Below are 19,034 nucleotides of genomic sequence, written 5' to 3' on the forward strand. Positions count from 1 at the left end.
TGCAAAAATTATGGCACGTGTTGCAGGTGTAGATATTCCTCGTGATAAGCGAGTAGTAATCTCTTTAACATACATCTTCGGTATCGGTAAAACAAAAGCACAGCAAATTCTTGCTGGAGCTGGAGTTTCTGAAGATACACGCGTTCGTGATCTTACTGAAGATGAATTAAATAAAATCCGCGAAGTCATCGATGGACATAAAGTGGAAGGTGACCTTCGTCGTGAAGTATCACTAAACATCAAGCGTCTAATCGAGATCGGAGCATATCGTGGTGTTCGTCATCGTCGTGGATTACCAGTACGTGGTCAAAACACGAAGAACAACTCCCGTACTCGTAAAGGACCTCGTCGTACAGTAGCGAATAAGAAAAAGTAAGTAAAGGAGGTAAACTCTAAATGGCAAAAGCACGTAAGACTAATACACGTAAACGTCGTGTCAAAAAGAATGTTGAAGTCGGCGTAGCACATATCCGTTCTACGTTCAACAACACGATCATTACGATCACTGACACGCACGGGAACGCAATCTCTTGGGCGACTGCTGGTCACCTAGGATTTAAAGGTTCTCGTAAGTCTACTCCGTTCGCAGCACAAATGGCAGCTGAAACAGCTGGTAAAACTGCAATGGAACATGGTATGAAAACGTTGGAAGTATCCGTTAAAGGACCTGGTGCTGGACGTGAAGCAGCAATCCGTGCCCTTCAAGCGGTAGGCTTAGAAGTAACAGCTATTCGTGACGTTACTCCTGTACCTCACAACGGTTGCCGCCCGCCAAAACGCCGTCGCGTGTAACAATATACACGGTATATATTTCTATAACTTGTCTATAATGGTTATAGTGAAAGTTTTGGTAAATGATAAGTCGGAATGCCTATGGGGAATTTCGGCTGGAAATCTCCAGCCGAGATTCGACGTTTGAAGGAGGGTTCAGTTGAATGATCGAAATCGAAAAGCCAAGAATTGAGACGGTTGAAATCAGCGACGATGCCACATACGGAAAGTTTGTTGTTGAACCACTTGAACGTGGATACGGGACTACACTAGGCAACTCCTTGCGTCGTATCTTGTTGTCCTCACTACCTGGTGCAGCAGTTACATCTATTCAGATCAATGGCGTATTGCATGAGTTCTCTACAGTTGAAGGTGTAGTTGAAGATGTTACAACCATCATCTTAAACCTAAAGAAACTTGCAATGAAGATTTACTCTGATGAAGAGAAGACACTTGAAATCGATGTACAAGGTGACGGTGTTGTAACAGCTGGAGACATTACGCACGACAGCGATGTTGAAGTCCTTAACCCGGATCTTCATATCGCAACACTAGCAAAAGGAGCTCATTTCCAAATGAAGCTTCATGCGAAACGTGGTCGTGGTTATGTACAGGCAGAAGGCAATAAACGCGAAGACCTGCCGATCGGAGTAATTCCTGTTGATTCTATTTACACGCCAATTTCGCGTGTGAACTATCAAGTGGAAAACACTCGTGTAGGACAAGTAACAAACTATGATAAGCTAACGCTTGATGTATGGACAGATGGGAGCATTCGTCCAGAGGAAGCAGTTTCTCTTGGTGCGAAGATCATTAGCGAACATTTAAACATTTTTGTTGGCTTAACAGATCAAGCTCAGAACGCTGAGATTATGGTAGAAAAAGAAGAAGATCAAAAAGAAAAAGTACTTGAGATGACGATCGAAGAACTTGATCTTTCTGTTCGTTCTTATAACTGCCTAAAGCGTGCTGGCATTAATACAGTTCAAGAACTTGCGAATAAGTCTGAAGAAGACATGATGAAAGTACGCAACCTTGGAAAGAAATCTCTTGAAGAAGTTCAAGAGAAACTTGAAGAGCTAGGTCTTTCATTACGCGCTGACGATTAATTCGTAATACGCGCTTTTTCAAGACGAGAGAGAAACGCGCAGAGGAGGGAATACAAGCATGGGATACCAAAAGTTAGGTCGTGTATCTGCGGTTCGTAAAGCAATGCTTCGTGATTTAGCTACTGATTTAATCATCAACGAGCGTATTGAAACTACAGAAGCACGTGCAAAAGAAGTTCGTAAATTTGCTGAGAAAATGATTACGCTTGGTAAGCGTGGAGACCTTCATGCTCGCCGTCAAGCTGCATCGTTCCTTCGTAACGAAGTAGCAGACGCTGAGTCTGGACAAAGATCTCTACAAAAGCTTTTCAGTGATCTTGCACCTCGCTATGCAGAGCGTAACGGTGGTTACACTCGCATCGCAAAAATCGGCCCTCGCCGTGGTGATGGTGCACCAATGGTTATCATTGAATTAGTTTAATAAAACGTATGAAAGGGCGGGATCAAGTCTTCAATGACAATCTTGCCCTTTTTTATTTTATCGAAAATTCGAGTAGATTTTCGAAAGGTTGATTTGCGCTCCAGGTGCTCGCTTTCCGCGGGGCAGGCGGTGAGCCCCTTGCCGCTTTGCGCCCTTAAGGGTCTCACCTGACCGCTTGTCCCGCAGGAGTCTCGCACCTTGCGCTCCGATCAACTAGTCAATGAAGCTCGAACTTTTTGAAAACAACTTGTTATTAAAGACTAATATCGAGCAGAGAGCAGCTTAGAATGAGCAGCAGTTAAGAGGAGGATGTCACATGGAAAACATCATTACCGTTAAAGATGTGACCTTTATTTATCCGGGAGAAGAGACACCTACCCTTAAAGGTGTAACGCTAGACGTGCATAAAGGGGAATGGCTTTCGATCGTGGGCCATAACGGCTCTGGGAAGTCCACGTTGGCAAAAATGCTCAACGGACTGTTGTTGCCTAGTGAAGGTGCTGTATATGTCTCACAGTACACGACAGGCCATCCTGACGACATTTGGGAAGTGAGAAGACTTGTAGGGATGGTCTTTCAGAATCCTGATAACCAGTTCGTAGGCACGAGCGTACAAGATGATATTGCGTTTGGACTTGAGAATTTCGGCGTTCCGCGTGAAGAGATGGTTAAGCGCATCAATGAAAGTGTAGCAAGAGTGGGAATGGAAGCTTTCTTAAACCAGGAACCTCATCAATTATCCGGTGGTCAGAAGCAAAGAGTTGCGATCGCTGGGATATTGGCGCAGAAACCTTCTGTTATCGTATTGGATGAGGCGACATCGATGCTTGATCCGATCGGTCGGATTGAGGTCATCGATACCGTGCGCGAACTGAATAAAAAAGAAGGCATCACTGTCATTTCCATCACTCATGATTTAGAGGAAGCGCTAAGTGCAGACAGAGTTGTTGTCATGAAAATGGGAGAGAAGGCAGCTGAGGGCATACCTGAAGACATTTTTCAGCAGCGTGAACTGTTGAAATCGGCCGGTCTGGATTTACCGTTTTCACTAAAGTTAAGTGAGGCTCTTCGCCAACAAGGTGTGGAGCTTGATAAAAGCTATTTAACGCAGGAAGAGCTGGTGAATGCATTATGGAAATTAGCATAAACCGTCTAGAGCATAGATACATGGAGGGTACTCCGTTCGAGAGACGGGCTTTGCACGATATTAACCTCGATATCGCGGATGGTACATTCCTTGCTTTAATCGGGCATACCGGCTCTGGAAAGTCTACACTTATCCAGCATCTTAATGGACTGTTGAAGCCTTCTGCAGGCTCGATAAAGATGGGCAGTACGGAACTCAAAGCTGGCGGTAAGAAGCAAGATTTAAAATCCCTTCGAAAAAAAGCCGGGATTGTTTTTCAGTATCCTGAACATCAGCTTTTTGAGGAAACGGTAGAAAAAGATATCATGTTCGGTCCGCGGAATTTTGGTGTGTCTGAGGAAACAGCTAGACTCACAGCTGCTAAAGTGATCGAGAGGGTAGGACTTCCAGAGAGTGTCCTGAGTAAGTCTCCCTTTGACTTAAGCGGCGGTCAGATGCGCCGTGTGGCGATTGCGGGCGTCCTTGCTATGAATCCCGAAGTGCTGATCTTGGACGAGCCTACAGCTGGACTAGATCCAGCTGGACGTGTTGAGATTATGGAGTTGTTCAATTCCCTGCATGAAAGAAACAACCTCACTACCATACTTGTTACTCACAGTATGGAGGACGCGTCGAAATACGCGGATGAGATTGCTGTTATGCATAAAGGGGAACTGTATCTGCATGGTAAGCCGACTGATATCTTTAGTGAGCGAGAAGCATTAAAGAGAGTGGGATTAGATGTGCCAGAGACCGTTCAATTTTTACAAAAGTGGAATGAGAAGTCTGGACATAATCTTGCTTTAACGAAGTTTACAGTAGAAGAGCTGGCAGAACAAGTTAGTCAGAGTCTGAAGAGGAGGGGGAACTAATATGCTGCAGAATGTCATTATCGGGCAGTATTACCCAGCTTCCTCTCCACTTCATAGAATGGATTCTCGTTCGAAGCTTATTGCTGCCTTCTTTTATTTGTTTATTGTCTTTCTGGCAAACAACTGGGTGACTTATGGTGTACTGATCGCTTTTACGATTGTAACGATCAGTTTGTCAAAAGTTCCATTTCGTTTTTTATATAAAGGATTAAAACCGATCCTTTTACTCGTCGTGTTTACGATGCTTTTGCATATCTTCTTAACAAAAGAAGGCGATCTGCTTTATAAAGCGGGCTTTCTTGAAATTTACGAAGGCGGAGTGATTCAAGGGATATTCATCGCACTAAGGCTTTTGCTGCTTGTTATGATGACGTCACTTTTGACTTTAACAACAACACCGATCGATATTACAGACGGGTTGGAGCACCTATTAGGGCCATTAAAAAAGTGGAGACTTCCTGTCCATGAGTTCGCGTTAATGATGTCGATCTCACTCAGATTTATTCCAACACTTCTACAAGAGACGGAAAAGATCATGAAAGCACAGATGGCACGTGGTGCTGATTTCACGAGCGGACCGATCAAAGAACGAGCAAAGGCTTTTGTACCGCTCTTGGTTCCGTTATTCGTGTCATCGTTTAAGCGGGCAGAAGAACTCGCTCTTGCGATGGAAGCGAGAGGGTACCGAGGTGGTGAAGGCAGAACGCGTCTTCGTGCGCTAGAGTGGCATCAGCGTGATACGTTTGCTCTCATTTTATTAGCACTGCTTACGCTTTCGCTATTCTTATTACGTAGTTAAAAGGAGATTGAACATGGCTCGTATGAAAGTAACCGTAGCCTATGACGGTACTGAGTTTGCCGGATACCAAATACAGCCTAGCGGCAGAACGGTGCAAGGAACGATTCAGACCGTCCTGCGAAAGATGCACAAAGGAGAACCTGTAGGCATCTATGCCTCAGGACGAACGGATGCGGGTGTTCATGCGATCGGCCAAGTGTTTCATTTTGATACTCCTATGGAGATTCCTTCTGATGCTTGGGGAAAGGCATTGAATGCGATGCTTCCTAATGATATTCTAATAAAAGACATTGAGATGGTCAGCGATTCGTTTCATTCTCGATTTTCTGCAACAGCTAAAGAGTATCACTATAAAATTTTAAGAAGTAAGCAACCAGATGTGTTCCAAAGAAATCATATGTTTCATTTTCCCTATCCATTAAACGTAGAGGATATGAAGCAAGCTGCGTCGTTATTTTTAGGTACACATGACTTTACCTCTTTTTCATCAGCAAAGTCCGAAGTGGAAGATAAAATTCGTACGATCTTTGCTTTAGATGTTGAAGAACAGGGGGATGTCCTAACGCTCAAGGTAAGAGGCAGCGGGTTTTTATATAACATGGTCCGCATTCTTGTTGGTACACTTTTAGAAGTTGGTCAAGGGAAGCTCAAACCGGAAGAGATCTCTGCGATTATAAAAAGCAAGGACCGTGCGTTCGCTGGAAAAACAGCTCCGGCAAACGGACTCTATCTCTTTCGTGTAGATTATGCAGATAAAACGGAATAATATTTAGGATACGCTTGACATCGTTGTTTATATATTATAAGATATTATTTGGTATTTCTACAGATATCGTCCACATGCCCCGTGTAGATATCTCGGGAAATGTTCACATGAATATAATGAAATTTGATTGAAGATACAGGAGGGAAAACACATGCGTACGACTTTCATGGCGAAAGCTTCTGAAGTAGAACGTAAATGGTTTGTGATCGACGCTGAAGGCAAAACACTTGGACGTCTATCCAGTGAAGTTGCATCTATCCTTCGCGGTAAGCATAAGCCTATTTATACACCACACGTTGACACTGGTGATCACGTAATCATCATCAACGCTGAGAAGATTGAATTAACAGGTAAGAAATTAACAGACAAAATTTACTACCGCCACACTGGTCACCCAGGTGGACTGCGTACGAGAACTGCATTAGAAATGCGTACAACTCGTCCAGTTCAAATGCTTGAACTAGCAATCAAAGGTATGCTTCCAAAGAACAGCCTTGGTCGCCAAATGTTCAAAAAGCTTCACGTTTACGCTGGAGCTGAGCACAACAACCAAGCACAAAAACCTGTAAACTACGAGTTACGCGGATAAAAAGGAGGGTATTTACGTGGCACAAGTACAATATTATGGCACTGGACGTCGTAAGCACTCCGTAGCGCGTGTACGATTAGTTCCTGGTGAAGGCCGTATCGTAATTAACGGACGTGACATTGACGAATTTTTCGGATTAGAAACTTTAAAGCTTATCGTTAAGCAACCACTTAACACAACTGAAACAACTGACAAGTATGACGTATTAGTTACTGTTCATGGCGGTGGATACACTGGACAAGCAGGAGCTATCCGTCACGGTATCTCTCGTGCGCTTCTAGAAGCAGATCCTGAGTACCGCGGTTCTCTTAAAGCAGCTGGATTCCTTACTCGTGACGCTCGTATGAAAGAGCGTAAGAAGTACGGACTTAAAGGCGCTCGTCGTGCACCTCAGTTCTCAAAACGTTAATTCTTATTACGTTTATCAAAACCCTGTTCTCTTTTTTAGAGAGCGGGGTTTTTTTGTTTGTGATGAATTTCGTCTGATTCGGAAGATTGGTTCTAATTTTGGAACGATTAAGCCTGCATCGAGGAAAATTGAGTCTTAATCCAAATAATTAAGTCTAAATTAGAAAAATTAAGTCGAAACCAGAAAAATTAAGTCTAACGGCTGATCCTCTTTTGTTTCTGCAAATATCTCCGCCGCAAGCAGTAAAGAGTTATTCCCATCTTTTATGTAGTGTCGTGAATCCATCTCTGGAGAAAATATAGATATGGAAAAACACAACATGATGAAAGGGGAGGCAACAATGGCAATTGTATTAAACAACTTTAAAGAAAAGCAGCGTTTCAAAAAAGAAACGTTCGAGCGGAAAGTACTTCGGGACTTATCCCTTGCTACTATAAAAAAAGAATTTCAGCGTTTGTTTCAACCATTTTTTCAATACTCGCTTCTTTATCAAAATGACATTGAAGATGCATGCATCGACTTGGCGATCGATTCTTATCTTTTAGGAGCAGGCTATAGCCGGTTTGCGTATCACGGGGAAACGTTAGAAAAGATTAAGGAGAGGGCTTATGCCAAACAGAAGGCAATCGCAGACGGTCTTTTTGAATATTGGCAGTTCTGGTGCTGGGGAACAGAGATGATGATGGAATCTCTTCATCTTTGCTGTGAGGCATTCGTTCATATTTGGTGGATGGAAGGCTATAAAAACGGTGAAAAACGCTACCGCATGAAGCTGCAATAATCAGTTATAAATTTCTTCTTGTCCCATATACATAATGTTATATGGCTTGTATAGGGGGACGAAACATGAAGAAGTGGGTGAAGGGAGCCGCATTTGCACTTGGATGCGCAGTCCTTATCTTTATTTTCACCTATCATTTTTTAGATGATGATTCGTGGCGCTCGTGGAACATGCCGCTCTCTGGAAAGATTATCGTAATTGACCCAGGTCATGGCGGAGCTGACGGTGGTGCGGTTGGTGATGGAGAAGTTCTGGAAAAAGAGATCGCGTTAAACATTTCCGTATTGCTTCGCGATTATCTGCAAGAAGCGGGAGCACTCGTCATCATGACACGAGAGACAGACACAGATCTCGCAAACGAGGGAACAAAAAAACTGCGTCATCGCAAATATGAAGATTTAAAAGAACGAAAACGAATTATTAACGAAAATCATGCGGACTTATTTATTTCGATTCATCTCAATTCTTTGCCTTCATCCCGATGGAGAGGCGCTCAAGTCTTTTATCATCCCGGAAAAGAAGATGGAGAAGCTGTATCTAAATTCATTCAAGACGAAATCAAACGAAATTTAAACAATACGAACCGATTCGCAAAATCACTAGAAGGTCTATACTTGCTGAGAACGGCAGAGGTACCAGGGGCTTTAGTCGAAGTTGGCTTCCTGTCCAATCCATCAGAACGCGAACTGTTAAAAACAGAGTCGTACCAAAAAAGTATAGCGGCATCGATCTATCAAGGGATGCTGCGCTTTTATACAAATGAAACCCCACCAGCATCTCCTCTTGATTAGAGGGGGTGTTTTTTTAGCAGATATTATCTTACAAGGTATTATGGACTTTTATGGACGGACCTACTAAAGACATCATTGACAAGGGGATTGGAGTGTAAGGTGCGAGACTCCTGGGGGATCAGCGGGACAGGAGAGACTCCTAAAAGCGCAAAGCGCTAGGAGGCTCTCCGCACGCCCCCCGGAAAGCGAGCATCTGAAACGGAAATCAACTACTTTCAAGGTTTACTTACAGACCATTCTAATTAAAATCATATTTACACATCTAAAAAACCGCTTACATGATTGTCAGTGGGGGTTGTGATATACTGAAGAGGAATTTTACAGGTAAAGGATGTGTCTATGTGCTTACAGAAGAAAAAGTCATCGAGCTGTTAGGTCCTATTCAAGACCCTTATTTACATAAAAGCATGGTCGACTCAGGAAGTATCCGTGAGTTGAAAATAAAAGAAGGATATGTGGGGCTGAAGATCGGCTTAGCACATACAGGAACACCAGAACAAATGCAGCTGCAGCAGCAGATCGTTCAAGTACTGAAAAATGCTGGAGTGGAATCTGTCGGACTTCGTTTTGAAAAAAGAGACGACATTACAGCTGTGGACCCGAGTGAAGCGGGAGCGCAGAGTGCGCCAACTACTCTTCTTTCCGAAAACAGCAAGACACAATTTATCGCGATCGCTAGTGGTAAAGGCGGCGTTGGGAAATCAACGGTATCTGTAAATTTAGCCGTTGCTCTTGCAAGGCTTGGGAAAAAGGTCGGATTGATCGATGCTGATATTTACGGATTCAGTGTTCCAGATATGATGGGAATTACAGAGCGTCCAAAAGTAAAAGGCGACCGAATCTTTCCGGTTGAACGTTTTGATGTAAAAGTAATCTCCATGGCATTTTTCGTTGAAGATAACGCACCTGTTATCTGGCGCGGACCGATGCTCGGAAAGATGCTCATGAATTTCTTCAGCGAAGTAGAATGGGGAGATCTAGACTATGTTCTTCTAGACTTACCACCTGGTACAGGTGACGTAGCACTTGATGTTCACAAGATGCTTCCGAAGTGTAAAGAAGTAATCGTAACAACACCTCATGCTACAGCAGCTTTCGTTGCAGCACGTGCAGGAACGATGGCGATTAAGACAAACCATGAAGTTCTTGGAATCGTGGAGAATATGTCATACTTCCAAAGCGGGTCTACAGGTGAGAAGGAATATGTATTCGGTAAAGACGGCGGAAAACGTTTAGCAGAAGAGTTAAATGTACCGTTGCTTGGCCAAATTCCGCTTGGTCAGCCCGAGATAAAAGAAGATGATTTTGCGCCGAGTGTGTATGAACAAACACATCCGATCGGGGAACATTATATTCAGATGGCAAAGAAAATCATCGATAAAACAAACTAAAGAAAAAAGCCTTCCGAGTATCGGAAGGCTTTTATTGCGGGCTCGTTGATTCTTCTTCTTGCTGTTGTCCACCGCCGGATGAAGCTTCTTTTCCTTTGTTAGATATGGACTGATCGATTTCTTCATGAGCGACTTTTTTCAGCATTTCTTGGATCTGGGCTTGTACGATTGGACTCTCAAACGTTTCAAGCATGACTTTTTTCATTTCTTTTCTAACAGGCTGTGTATCAACGAGAGATAATAATTTTTCTGCCATTTGCGGATTTTGCATGATTTTCATCACTTCTGCTTGATATTGTGGGTCTTTCATAAGATCCTTCATCAGCTTCTCGTGTTCTTTTCGCATACTTTTTGCAAAAGCTACGGAGAACTTCGGATCTTTAAAAAGAGTCTGCCAAAACTTTTGTCCTTTTTCAGAAAGAAGCTGCTTTTCAATCGTCTGTTTGATGACTTCTTGATCAATGAGTATATCTTGTTGAATTTCCTTATCAGATAACACTTCTTTGATGGCTTTTTTTCCTTCATCTGTCTTTAACAGATCGACAAGCATCTTTTTTGTTGCTTCATAATCGACCTGAGAACTGCCTTGGGCTTCTTGAGCACAGCCCGAAAGAACAGCAAGAGAGATACAAAAGAGGAAAATGTATATTTTTTTCATTGTAATTCCTCCTCCTTTCAAGTTGAGCTCGATACTTATAGGATTGATTTTTAGCACGTATTTATACTGGTTATTTAAAGGAAAACTGGCAATTTAAAAAAGACATTGGTACAATCGTTACGGAGCATGTTAGAGGGGGAAAACAGGCGTGAAAATTAGAAATTGGATCTTTTTATTCTTTACCACATTGTTAATTGGGATTGTTAGTGCAATCACAGTTGGTCTTATATTAAAGTTTCCTGAAGACAGCAGCGCTTTAGAAGTTCTTCTATATATTTTTGGATTGATCGGTTTCGGCGCGTTGTTCAGTGTTTTTAGTCAGATGGGCTTTTTTGCTTATTTAACCGTTCACCGCTTTGGTCTGGGTATCTTTAAAAGTCATCGCCTTTGGAATGGTGTACAACTTGTATTGATTGCAGTCGTACTATTCGATCTGTTCTATTTACGATATACATCCTTTCACAAAGAAGGAGACAGCCTCGTTAATTACATTCTTATTCCGCTTGCGATTTTAGCTTACGGATTGATCATTGCCTATGTAAAAGTAAAGCAAACAACGAGTGTAGCATTTATACCAACGCTTTTCTTCATCACAGTCGTTACTATTTTAGAATGGGTGCCGGTGCTGAAAGAAAACAATACCCTTTCGCTTTGGATGGGATTTGTTCCGATCATGCTTTGTAATACGTATCAAATTTTAATGCTGCATCGACTGTTGCAATCCAATCAATCTAAATCATCTAAACAAACAAAGCCCACTGCCTTATAAGGCAGGGGCTTTTTATTAATTAGTTAACCTCTTTGCTATTGGCCTCTGTATTCGCGATCATTTCACTTACACTTACAAATTTAAATCCATCATCACGCAGTTTATCGATAATTGTAGGAAGTGCTTTGTGCGTTTGCTTTACAGAATCAGATGCATGAAGCAAAATAATGTCTCCAGCTTTCGTCTCATCGGTAGCCGTTGTCACAATACGATCTACGCCAGGGTTTTTCCAATCTTTCGTGTCGATGCTCCAATGAACTACCGTATGGTTGAGATCTTCAGAGATGTTCAAGACACGCTCATCAAAGTTTCCGTTCGGCGGGCGAATAAGGGAAGTCATTTTTCCAGATACCTTTTTAATCTTTTCCTGAGCTAAAAGGATATCCCTTTTGATCTGCTTGTCTTCCCAATCCGTATAACTTTTGTATTGATAACCAAGACTGGCTACTTCATGACCATCCTTTACGATGCGTTCAACGATTTCAGGATGACGTTCAGCCCAAGCGGCTGATAAGAAAAACGTGCAATTTTTTACGCCTTTATCCTTTAAGACGTCCAAGATCGGCGTAACTCGCTTATCGCCCCAACTGATATCAAATGTAAGAGATACTTTATTCCCTTGGTCTTCTCCCTTATAAATCGCTCGGGGTCCATCTTTAGATGAAAATACAGATAGTTGCTGCTGTCCTACAAAAGCAAGTGAAGCAGCAAAGAATGCTGCAAATACAACAATCATGTATTGTTTCACTTTCTTACCGTTAATAACAAAGAAAAATTTCATAATACCATCTACCCCCTGTCCATCTTCCTTACAAAATATCTATGATGAAAGGGACAAGATATACCGAAAATTTAGATAATCCCATAAAATAATAACTCCTACTATTCATGGCCATAATGGTAAAAGAAAAAACTTAGCGGGGTGTCGTCCATTGTCTTTGGTAGGTATGTTATTGAATCATCAAGAACTTCATGAGTTTGAGTATGTATTAAAAAAAGAGATGGAGGAACTTAAGTTTGATCTTGAAGACCATAAGATCGATGCTATAGTGAAATCTGTTTTAGAAGAGAGGTATCAGATCATTTATCGTTTATTCTGTAGGTTCGCTAAGCCGTCTGATTGCAGAAGGTATTTAAGGCGAAAACAAAGGAATTAACTTTTTTTAAAAAAACTATTGACCATATTATTGAGAAGATGGTATATTACTTCTTGTCGCTTTTACAGCGGCTGAAACAAACGAAATAAACAAATTAAGAATCACTAAAAAAAGCTGTTGACATCAACTAGCCAACGGTGGTATCTTATAAAAGTCGCCAAAACGAGCGGCTAACAAAAACGAAACAAAAAGTTCTTTGAAAACTGAACAAAAGAAATAGGTAAGGAATTAAGAATTAATTCCGTCAGTTTTAAAACTAGAGCAAGACAAACACTTTTATGGAGAGTTTGATCCTGGCTCAGGATGAACGCTGGCGGCGTGCCTAATACATGCAAGTTGAGCGAATGATGAGGAGCTTGCTCCTCTGATTTAGCGGCGGACGGGTGAGTAACACGTGGGTAATCTGCCTGTAAGACGGGGATAACTCCGGGAAACCGGGGCTAATACCGGATAACAAGAGAAGAAGCATTTCTTCTTTTTGAAAGTTGGCCTCTCGCTGACACTTACAGATGAGCCCGCGGCGCATTAGCTAGTTGGTGAGGTAACGGCTCACCAAGGCGACGATGCGTAGCCGACCTGAGAGGGTGATCGGCCACACTGGGACTGAGACACGGCCCAGACTCCTACGGGAGGCAGCAGTAGGGAATCTTCGGCAATGGGCGAAAGCCTGACCGAGCAACGCCGCGTGAGCGATGAAGGCCTTCGGGTCGTAAAGCTCTGTTGTTAGAGAAGAACAAGTACGAGAGTAACTGCTCGTACCTTGACGGTACCTAACCAGAAAGCCACGGCTAACTACGTGCCAGCAGCCGCGGTAATACGTAGGTGGCAAGCGTTATCCGGAATTATTGGGCGTAAAGCGCGCGCAGGCGGTCTCTTAAGTCTGATGTGAAAGCCCACGGCTCAACCGTGGAGGGTCATTGGAAACTGGGAGACTTGAGTGCAGGAGAGAAAAGTGGAATTCCACGTGTAGCGGTGAAATGCGTAGAGATGTGGAGGAACACCAGTGGCGAAGGCGGCTTTTTGGCCTGTAACTGACGCTGAGGCGCGAAAGCGTGGGGAGCAAACAGGATTAGATACCCTGGTAGTCCACGCCGTAAACGATGAGTGCTAGGTGTTGGGGGGTTCCACCCTCAGTGCTGAAGTTAACACATTAAGCACTCCGCCTGGGGAGTACGACCGCAAGGTTGAAACTCAAAGGAATTGACGGGGGCCCGCACAAGCAGTGGAGCATGTGGTTTAATTCGAAGCAACGCGAAGAACCTTACCAGGTCTTGACATCCTTTGACCACTCTAGAGATAGAGCTTTCCCCTTCGGGGGACAAAGTGACAGGTGGTGCATGGTTGTCGTCAGCTCGTGTCGTGAGATGTTGGGTTAAGTCCCGCAACGAGCGCAACCCTTGACCTTAGTTGCCAGCATTCAGTTGGGCACTCTAAGGTGACTGCCGGTGACAAACCGGAGGAAGGTGGGGACGACGTCAAATCATCATGCCCCTTATGACCTGGGCTACACACGTGCTACAATGGATGATACAAAGGGTTGCGAAGCCGCGAGGCCAAGCCAATCCCAAAAAGTCATTCTCAGTTCGGATTGTAGGCTGCAACTCGCCTACATGAAGCCGGAATTGCTAGTAATCGCGGATCAGCATGCCGCGGTGAATACGTTCCCGGGCCTTGTACACACCGCCCGTCACACCACGAGAGTTTGTAACACCCGAAGTCGGTGGGGTAACCCTTTTGGGAGCCAGCCGCCGAAGGTGGGACAGATGATTGGGGTGAAGTCGTAACAAGGTAGCCGTATCGGAAGGTGCGGCTGGATCACCTCCTTTCTATGGAGATTATGAAACACCTTCGAGTGTTTCGTAAGTACGCCTATTCTTCTTTTGTTCAGTTTTGAAGGAACTTATGTTCTTTCAAGATGTTCTTTGAAAACTAGATATCGACATCCAAACAATATGCAAGGCAGATAGATTTATCTAATCTGCGCCAAGCAAGAATCTTTGATGTGCAAACATCATATAAGGTTAAGCTAGAAAGGGCGCACGGTGGATGCCTTGGCACTAGGAGCCGAAGAAGGACGGGACGAACACCGATATGCCTCGGGGAGCTGTAAGTAAGCATTGATCCGGGGATTTCCGAATGGGGGAACCCACCATCCGTAATGGGATGGTATCCATATCTGAATACATAGGGTATGAGAAGGCAGACCCGGGGAACTGAAACATCTAAGTACCCGGAGGAAGAGAAAGCAAATGCGATTTCCTGAGTAGCGGCGAGCGAAACGGAATCAGCCCAAACCAGAGAGCTTGCTCTCTGGGGTTGTAGGACACTCTATACGGAGTTACAAAGGAACGAAGTAGGTGAAGTGGTCTGGAAAGGCCAGCCGAAGAAGGTAACAGCCCTGTAGCTGAAACTTCGTTCCCTCCTGAGTGGATCCTGAGTACGGCGGGACACGTGAAACCCCGTCGGAATCCGGGAGGACCATCTCCCAAGGCTAAATACTCCCTAGTGACCGATAGTGAACCAGTACCGTGAGGGAAAGGTGAAAAGCACCCCGGAAGGGGAGTGAAACAGATCCTGAAACCGTGTGCCTACAAGTAGTCGGAGCCCATTAACGGGTGACGGCGTGCCTTTTGTAGAATGAACCGGCGAGTTACGATCCCGTGCAAGGTTAAGTTGATAAGACGGAGCCGCAGCGAAAGCGAGTCTGAATAGGGCGACATAGTACGTGGTCGTAGACCCGAAACCGTGTGATCTACCCATGTCCAGGGTGAAGTTCAGGTAACACTGAATGGAGGCCCGAACCCACGCACGTTGAAAAGTGCGGGGATGAGGTGTGGGTAGGGGTGAAATGCCAATCGAACACGGAGATAGCTGGTTCTCCCCGAAATAGCTTTAGGGCTAGCCTCGCGGCAAGATTCCTGGAGGTAGAGCACTGATTGGACTAGGGGCCCCCACAGGGTTACCGAATTCAGTCAAACTCCGAATGCCAGAGAATTATCCGCGGGAGTCAGACTGCGAGTGATAAGATCCGTAGTCAAAAGGGAAACAGCCCAGACCATCAGCTAAGGTCCCAAAGTATACGTTAAGTGGCAAAGGATGTGGAGTTGCCCAGACAACCAGGATGTTGGCTTAGAAGCAGCCACCATTTAAAGAGTGCGTAATAGCTCACTGGTCGAGTGACTCTGCGCCGAAAATGTAACGGGGCTAAACGTATCACCGAAGCTATGGCTTGTACCGTATGGTACAGGGGTAGGGGAGCGTTCGAAGTGCAGCGAAGTCAGACCGGAAGGACTGGTGGAGCGCTTTGAAGTGAGAATGCCGGTATGAGTAGCGAAAGACAAGTGAGAATCTTGTCCATCGAAAGCCTAAGGTTTCCTGAGGAAGGCTCGTCCGCTCAGGGTTAGTCGGGGCCTAAGCCGAGGCTGAAAAGCGTAGGCGATGGATAACAGGTTGATATTCCTGTACCACCTCCTTTCCGTTTGAACAATGGGGGGACGCAGTAAGGTAGGGTGAGCGCACTGATGGAATAGTGCGTCTAAGCAGTTAGGCTGTTGGGTAGGCAAATCCGCCCAACATTAAGGCTGAGCTGTGATGGCGAGGGAAATTTTAGTACCGAAGTCCCTGATCCTACACTGCCAAGAAAAGCCTCTAGTGAGGAAAGAGGTGCCCGTACCGCAAACCGACACAGGTAGGCGAGGAGAGAATCCTAAGATGATCGGGAGAACTCTCGTTAAGGAACTCGGCAAAATGACCCCGTAACTTCGGGAGAAGGGGTGCTCTGATAGGGTTTATCGCCCGAGAGAGCCGCAGTGAATAGATCCAAGCGACTGTTTAGCAAAAACACAGGTCTCTGCGAAACCGCAAGGTGAAGTATAGGGGCTGACACCTGCCCGGTGCTGGAAGGTTAAGAGGAGGGGTTATCCTTTTAGGAGAAGCTCTGAATTGAAGCCCCAGTAAACGGCGGCCGTAACTATAACGGTCCTAAGGTAGCGAAATTCCTTGTCGGGTAAGTTCCGACCCGCACGAAAGGTGTAACGACTTGGATACTGTCTCAACGAGAGACCCGGTGAAATTATAGTACCTGTGAAGATGCAGGTTACCCGCGACAGGACGGAAAGACCCCATGGAGCTTTACTGCAACTTGATATTGGATTTTGGTACAGCTTGTACAGGATAGGTAGGAGCCTGAGAAGCCGGAGCGCCAGCTTCGGTGGAGGCGTCGGTGGGATACTACCCTGGCTGTATTGAAATTCTAACCTTGGACCGTAATCCGGTTCGGAGACAGTGTCAGGTGGGCAGTTTGACTGGGGCGGTCGCCTCCTAAACAGTAACGGAGGCGCCCAAAGGTTCCCTCAGAATGGTTGGAAATCATTCGCAGAGTGTAAAGGCACAAGGGAGCTTGACTGCGAGACCTACAAGTCGAGCAGGGACGAAAGTCGGGCTTAGTGATCCGGTGGTTCCGCATGGAAGGGCCATCGCTCAACGGATAAAAGCTACCCTGGGGATAACAGGCTTATCTCCCCCAAGAGTCCACATCGACGGGGAGGTTTGGCACCTCGATGTCGGCTCATCGCATCCTGGGGCTGAAGTAGGTCCCAAGGGTTGGGCTGTTCGCCCATTAAAGCGGTACGCGAGCTGGGTTCAGAACGTCGTGAGACAGTTCGGTCCCTATCCGTCGCGGGCGCAGGAAATTTGAGAGGAGCTGTCCTTAGTACGAGAGGACCGGGATGGACACACCGCTGGTGTACCAGTTGTTCCGCCAGGGGCATAGCTGGGTAGCTACGTGTGGATGGGATAAGTGCTGAAAGCATCTAAGCATGAAGCCCCCCTCAAGATGAGATTTCCCATCACGCAAGTGAGTAAGACCCCTTAGAGATGATGAGGTTGATAGGTCTGGTGTGGAAGCGTGGTGACACGTGGAGCTGACAGATACTAATCGGTCGAGGGCTTATCCTTAAAAAAGCATAACATTTGGAAACGTCGTATCTAGTTTTGAGAGAACATAAAAAATGATGAAAATCATTAAAAAATCTCTTGCAAAATGCTTTAAAATATAATAAAATTTATCTTGTCCCAACAGGATAAATGATTTTGAGAGTGTTACATACGTAACTAGGTCCAGTGATGATGGCGAAGAGGTCACACCCGTTCCCATACCGAACACGGAAGTTAAGCTCTTCAGCGCCGATGGTAGTTGGGGGTTTCCCCCTGTTAGAGTAGGACGTCGCTGGGCTATAATCTCAAAATTTCAACTTAGTTGTGGATTTTCATTACATTATTCCACAGTAGCTCAGTGGTAGAGCTATCGGCTGTTAACCGATCGGTCGCAGGTTCGAGTCCTGCCTGTGGAGCCATTTTTACTTGCTTCCATAGCTCAGCAGGTAGAGTGCTTCCATGGTAAGGAAGAGGTCACCGGTTCGAGCCCGGTTGGAAGCTCCATATCATACTTAAACAAACAGTTATGGCCCGTTGGTCAAGCGGTTAAGACACCGCCCTTTCACGGCGGTAACACGGGTTCGAATCCCGTACGGGTCACCATTTCTTATAAATACTTTTGGAGGATTAGCTCAGCTGGGAGAGCACCTGCCTTACAAGCAGGGGGTCGGCGGTTCGAACCCGTCATCCTCCACCATTTTTTTTGCTTGCCGGTTTAGCTCAATTGGTAGAGCAACTGACTTGTAATCAGTAGGTTGGGGGTTCAAGTCCTCTAGCCGGCACCATGTTTATTTTTTATGTTAGTAGACACAGAGCACATAGAAGTGCTTGAAGAGTAACTCTCTTTTTTTATGTGGAGGGGTAGCGAAGTGGCTAAACGCGGCGGACTGTAAATCCGCTCCCTCCGGGTTCGGCGGTTCGAATCCGTCCCCCTCCACCATCTTATGTTTAACGATTAAATTGTTAGACGATACTAATAGAATATGCGGGTGTAGTTTAGTGGTAAAACAAGAGCCTTCCAAGCTCTGGTCGTGAGTTCGATTCTCATCACCCGCTCCATTTATTTCTTCGGGGCTTTAGCTCAGCTGGGAGAGCGCCTGCCTTGCACGCAGGAGGTCAGCGGTTCGATCCCGCTAAGCTCCACCATATACATAATCATTTCACTTCAGGCGATGCCTGAAGTTTTTTTTGTTGTTTAGAAGACTTTAAAATACTTCTCGTTTGATAGAGATATTAACTTTTTGGCTGCTAGTGTATAGTGTGATCACGTATACATGAGTCAGTTATGAAATAGGGTTAAGGGTATGTGATCCATTTTTATTGTCGAACTATGACGACTCGCCGATATAGGAGCAAAACTCGCCGTATTATAGCCAAAATCCGCCGTATTATTTGCGAAATATCTAGAATTAGTGCTGATATTTCTAGAATTAGCATCGCAAATACCCCGAATGGTATTTGTTTTTAGCGGTCTATTTTTCTACTCATGAAACGGGACCTCCTAAAGATACCCCATTTCAGTACTGATAAATTAAACAGAGTTAAGAAAATCGGAAAGAAGATGGCTCGAAGCCATCTTCTTTTTATCGTTTTTTAACCGAAACCTCATAAATATGTAACAGAAGTCCGAAAGCGCTTTCTTTTTGGTATATCTATGCAACATTTTGTCCAGTTGAACCATGAAATCCCT

The 19,034-nt window shown here is 44.8% G+C and carries 17 protein-coding genes, 8 tRNA genes and 3 rRNA genes; 26 read left to right on the forward strand and 2 right to left on the reverse strand.

Annotation, left to right across the window (positions count from 1 at the left end):
* Positions 1-10: 10 nt before the first annotated feature.
* The 13 genes from rpsM to ACNJYY_RS00900 all read left to right on the forward strand — a co-directional run bounded on the left by rpsM (position 11) and on the right by ACNJYY_RS00900 (position 9,825).
* Positions 11-376, forward strand: coding sequence for a 30S ribosomal protein S13 (gene rpsM / locus ACNJYY_RS00840; RefSeq protein ID WP_066390695.1), 366 nt, complete (start codon positions 11-13; stop codon positions 374-376).
* A gap of 20 nt (positions 377-396) precedes the next feature.
* Entirely contained in the window at positions 397-792 is a 396-nt protein-coding gene (gene rpsK, locus ACNJYY_RS00845; protein WP_066237883.1) for a 30S ribosomal protein S11, read from the forward strand.
* 143 nt (positions 793-935) lie between these two features.
* Positions 936-1,880 (forward strand): DNA-directed RNA polymerase subunit alpha, encoded by a 945-nt coding sequence (locus tag ACNJYY_RS00850; RefSeq protein ID WP_066390697.1) that lies wholly within the window; start codon positions 936-938, stop codon positions 1,878-1,880.
* 58 nt (positions 1,881-1,938) lie between these two features.
* A complete protein-coding gene (rplQ, locus tag ACNJYY_RS00855; protein ID WP_066237878.1) occupies positions 1,939-2,301 on the forward strand; it encodes a 50S ribosomal protein L17 in 363 nt (120 codons plus the stop codon).
* 316 nt (positions 2,302-2,617) lie between these two features.
* Complete coding sequence (locus ACNJYY_RS00860) at positions 2,618-3,448, forward strand: energy-coupling factor ABC transporter ATP-binding protein (RefSeq protein ID WP_416730182.1); 831 nt, start codon at positions 2,618-2,620, stop codon at positions 3,446-3,448.
* Positions 3,433-4,299 (forward strand): energy-coupling factor ABC transporter ATP-binding protein, encoded by an 867-nt coding sequence (locus tag ACNJYY_RS00865; RefSeq protein ID WP_416730183.1) that lies wholly within the window; start codon positions 3,433-3,435, stop codon positions 4,297-4,299. The genes ACNJYY_RS00860 and ACNJYY_RS00865 overlap by 16 nt, the downstream gene beginning before the upstream one ends.
* Before the next feature lies 1 nt (position 4,300).
* Positions 4,301-5,098, forward strand: coding sequence for an energy-coupling factor transporter transmembrane component T family protein (locus ACNJYY_RS00870; protein WP_416730184.1), 798 nt, complete (start codon positions 4,301-4,303; stop codon positions 5,096-5,098).
* Positions 5,099-5,111: 13 nt separating this feature from the next.
* On the forward strand, positions 5,112-5,864 hold the full coding sequence (gene truA, locus ACNJYY_RS00875) for a tRNA pseudouridine(38-40) synthase TruA (protein ID WP_416730185.1): 753 nt from the start codon (positions 5,112-5,114) through the stop codon (positions 5,862-5,864).
* A gap of 151 nt (positions 5,865-6,015) precedes the next feature.
* Entirely contained in the window at positions 6,016-6,453 is a 438-nt protein-coding gene (gene rplM, locus ACNJYY_RS00880) for a 50S ribosomal protein L13 (protein WP_137792238.1), read from the forward strand.
* Positions 6,454-6,469: 16 nt separating this feature from the next.
* Positions 6,470-6,862: a 30S ribosomal protein S9 gene (gene rpsI / locus ACNJYY_RS00885; protein ID WP_066237857.1), complete on the forward strand. Its 393-nt coding sequence runs from the start codon at positions 6,470-6,472 to the stop codon at positions 6,860-6,862.
* A gap of 340 nt (positions 6,863-7,202) precedes the next feature.
* Complete coding sequence (locus ACNJYY_RS00890; RefSeq protein ID WP_416730186.1) at positions 7,203-7,643, forward strand: DUF2521 family protein; 441 nt, start codon at positions 7,203-7,205, stop codon at positions 7,641-7,643.
* A gap of 65 nt (positions 7,644-7,708) precedes the next feature.
* Entirely contained in the window at positions 7,709-8,434 is a 726-nt protein-coding gene (gene cwlD, locus ACNJYY_RS00895) for an N-acetylmuramoyl-L-alanine amidase CwlD (RefSeq protein WP_416730187.1), read from the forward strand.
* Between the two features lie 341 nt (positions 8,435-8,775).
* A complete protein-coding gene (locus ACNJYY_RS00900; RefSeq protein WP_416730188.1) occupies positions 8,776-9,825 on the forward strand; it encodes a P-loop NTPase in 1,050 nt (349 codons plus the stop codon).
* A gap of 31 nt (positions 9,826-9,856) precedes the next feature.
* On the opposite strand, the gene gerD is transcribed toward ACNJYY_RS00900, so the two are convergent.
* A complete protein-coding gene (gene gerD / locus ACNJYY_RS00905) occupies positions 9,857-10,483 on the reverse strand; it encodes a spore germination lipoprotein GerD (protein WP_416730189.1) in 627 nt (208 codons plus the stop codon).
* A 148-nt stretch (positions 10,484-10,631) separates the two neighbouring features.
* On the opposite strand from gerD, the gene ACNJYY_RS00910 reads away from it, so the two are divergent.
* Positions 10,632-11,252, forward strand: coding sequence for a KinB-signaling pathway activation protein (locus ACNJYY_RS00910; RefSeq protein ID WP_416730190.1), 621 nt, complete (start codon positions 10,632-10,634; stop codon positions 11,250-11,252).
* Positions 11,253-11,271: 19 nt separating this feature from the next.
* Here ACNJYY_RS00910 and pdaB read toward each other — a convergent pair whose 3' ends face one another.
* Entirely contained in the window at positions 11,272-12,033 is a 762-nt protein-coding gene (gene pdaB, locus ACNJYY_RS00915) for a polysaccharide deacetylase family sporulation protein PdaB (protein ID WP_416730191.1), read from the reverse strand.
* A gap of 151 nt (positions 12,034-12,184) precedes the next feature.
* Between pdaB and ACNJYY_RS00920 the strand changes: the two genes are divergently transcribed.
* From ACNJYY_RS00920 to ACNJYY_RS00975, 12 genes are all read left to right on the forward strand, one after another.
* Positions 12,185-12,409, forward strand: a complete 225-nt coding sequence (locus ACNJYY_RS00920; RefSeq protein ID WP_416730192.1) for a hypothetical protein — start codon at positions 12,185-12,187, stop codon at positions 12,407-12,409.
* Positions 12,410-12,684: 275 nt separating this feature from the next.
* Positions 12,685-14,235: ribosomal RNA gene (locus tag ACNJYY_RS00925) — 16S ribosomal RNA — on the forward strand.
* A 193-nt stretch (positions 14,236-14,428) separates the two neighbouring features.
* Positions 14,429-17,365: ribosomal RNA gene (locus tag ACNJYY_RS00930) — 23S ribosomal RNA — on the forward strand.
* 161 nt (positions 17,366-17,526) lie between these two features.
* Positions 17,527-17,642, forward strand: a 5S ribosomal RNA gene (gene rrf, locus ACNJYY_RS00935).
* Together the 16S, 23S and 5S rRNA genes with 8 tRNA genes alongside form the textbook arrangement of a ribosomal RNA operon.
* 46 nt (positions 17,643-17,688) lie before the next feature.
* Positions 17,689-17,763: transfer RNA gene (locus ACNJYY_RS00940), tRNA-Asn, on the forward strand.
* A 9-nt stretch (positions 17,764-17,772) separates the two neighbouring features.
* Positions 17,773-17,848, forward strand: a tRNA-Thr gene (locus tag ACNJYY_RS00945).
* Between the two features lie 24 nt (positions 17,849-17,872).
* Positions 17,873-17,947: transfer RNA gene (locus tag ACNJYY_RS00950), tRNA-Glu, on the forward strand.
* Between the two features lie 18 nt (positions 17,948-17,965).
* A tRNA-Val gene (locus ACNJYY_RS00955) sits at positions 17,966-18,041 on the forward strand.
* 12 nt (positions 18,042-18,053) lie between these two features.
* A tRNA-Thr gene (locus tag ACNJYY_RS00960) sits at positions 18,054-18,129 on the forward strand.
* A 70-nt stretch (positions 18,130-18,199) separates the two neighbouring features.
* Positions 18,200-18,284: transfer RNA gene (locus tag ACNJYY_RS00965), tRNA-Tyr, on the forward strand.
* A 45-nt stretch (positions 18,285-18,329) separates the two neighbouring features.
* Positions 18,330-18,403: transfer RNA gene (locus ACNJYY_RS00970), tRNA-Gly, on the forward strand.
* 11 nt (positions 18,404-18,414) lie between these two features.
* A tRNA-Ala gene (locus ACNJYY_RS00975) sits at positions 18,415-18,490 on the forward strand.
* Positions 18,491-19,034: the final 544 nt, after the last annotated feature.

The sequence above is a fragment of the Fictibacillus tiangongensis genome, from assembly GCF_048083785.1.
Classification (GTDB): domain Bacteria; phylum Bacillota; class Bacilli; order Bacillales; family Fictibacillaceae; genus Fictibacillus.

Excerpts from the sequence above, each read along its gene's own strand:
- rpsM (WP_066390695.1), top strand. The coding sequence starts at position 11 with ATGGCACGTGTTGCAGGTGTAGATATTCCTCGTGATAAGCGAGTAGTA.
- rpsK (WP_066237883.1), top strand. The coding sequence starts at position 397 with ATGGCAAAAGCACGTAAGACTAATACACGTAAACGTCGTGTCAAAAAG.
- ACNJYY_RS00850 (WP_066390697.1), top strand. The coding sequence starts at position 936 with ATGATCGAAATCGAAAAGCCAAGAATTGAGACGGTTGAAATCAGCGAC.
- rplQ (WP_066237878.1), top strand. The coding sequence starts at position 1,939 with ATGGGATACCAAAAGTTAGGTCGTGTATCTGCGGTTCGTAAAGCAATG.
- ACNJYY_RS00860 (WP_416730182.1), top strand. The coding sequence starts at position 2,618 with ATGGAAAACATCATTACCGTTAAAGATGTGACCTTTATTTATCCGGGA.
- ACNJYY_RS00865 (WP_416730183.1), top strand. The coding sequence starts at position 3,433 with ATGGAAATTAGCATAAACCGTCTAGAGCATAGATACATGGAGGGTACT.
- ACNJYY_RS00870 (WP_416730184.1), top strand. The coding sequence starts at position 4,301 with ATGCTGCAGAATGTCATTATCGGGCAGTATTACCCAGCTTCCTCTCCA.
- truA (WP_416730185.1), top strand. The coding sequence starts at position 5,112 with ATGGCTCGTATGAAAGTAACCGTAGCCTATGACGGTACTGAGTTTGCC.
- rplM (WP_137792238.1), top strand. The coding sequence starts at position 6,016 with ATGCGTACGACTTTCATGGCGAAAGCTTCTGAAGTAGAACGTAAATGG.
- ACNJYY_RS00890 (WP_416730186.1), top strand. The coding sequence starts at position 7,203 with ATGGCAATTGTATTAAACAACTTTAAAGAAAAGCAGCGTTTCAAAAAA.
- cwlD (WP_416730187.1), top strand. The coding sequence starts at position 7,709 with ATGAAGAAGTGGGTGAAGGGAGCCGCATTTGCACTTGGATGCGCAGTC.
- gerD (WP_416730189.1), bottom strand. The coding sequence starts at position 10,483 with ATGAAAAAAATATACATTTTCCTCTTTTGTATCTCTCTTGCTGTTCTT.
- pdaB (WP_416730191.1), bottom strand. The coding sequence starts at position 12,033 with ATGAAATTTTTCTTTGTTATTAACGGTAAGAAAGTGAAACAATACATG.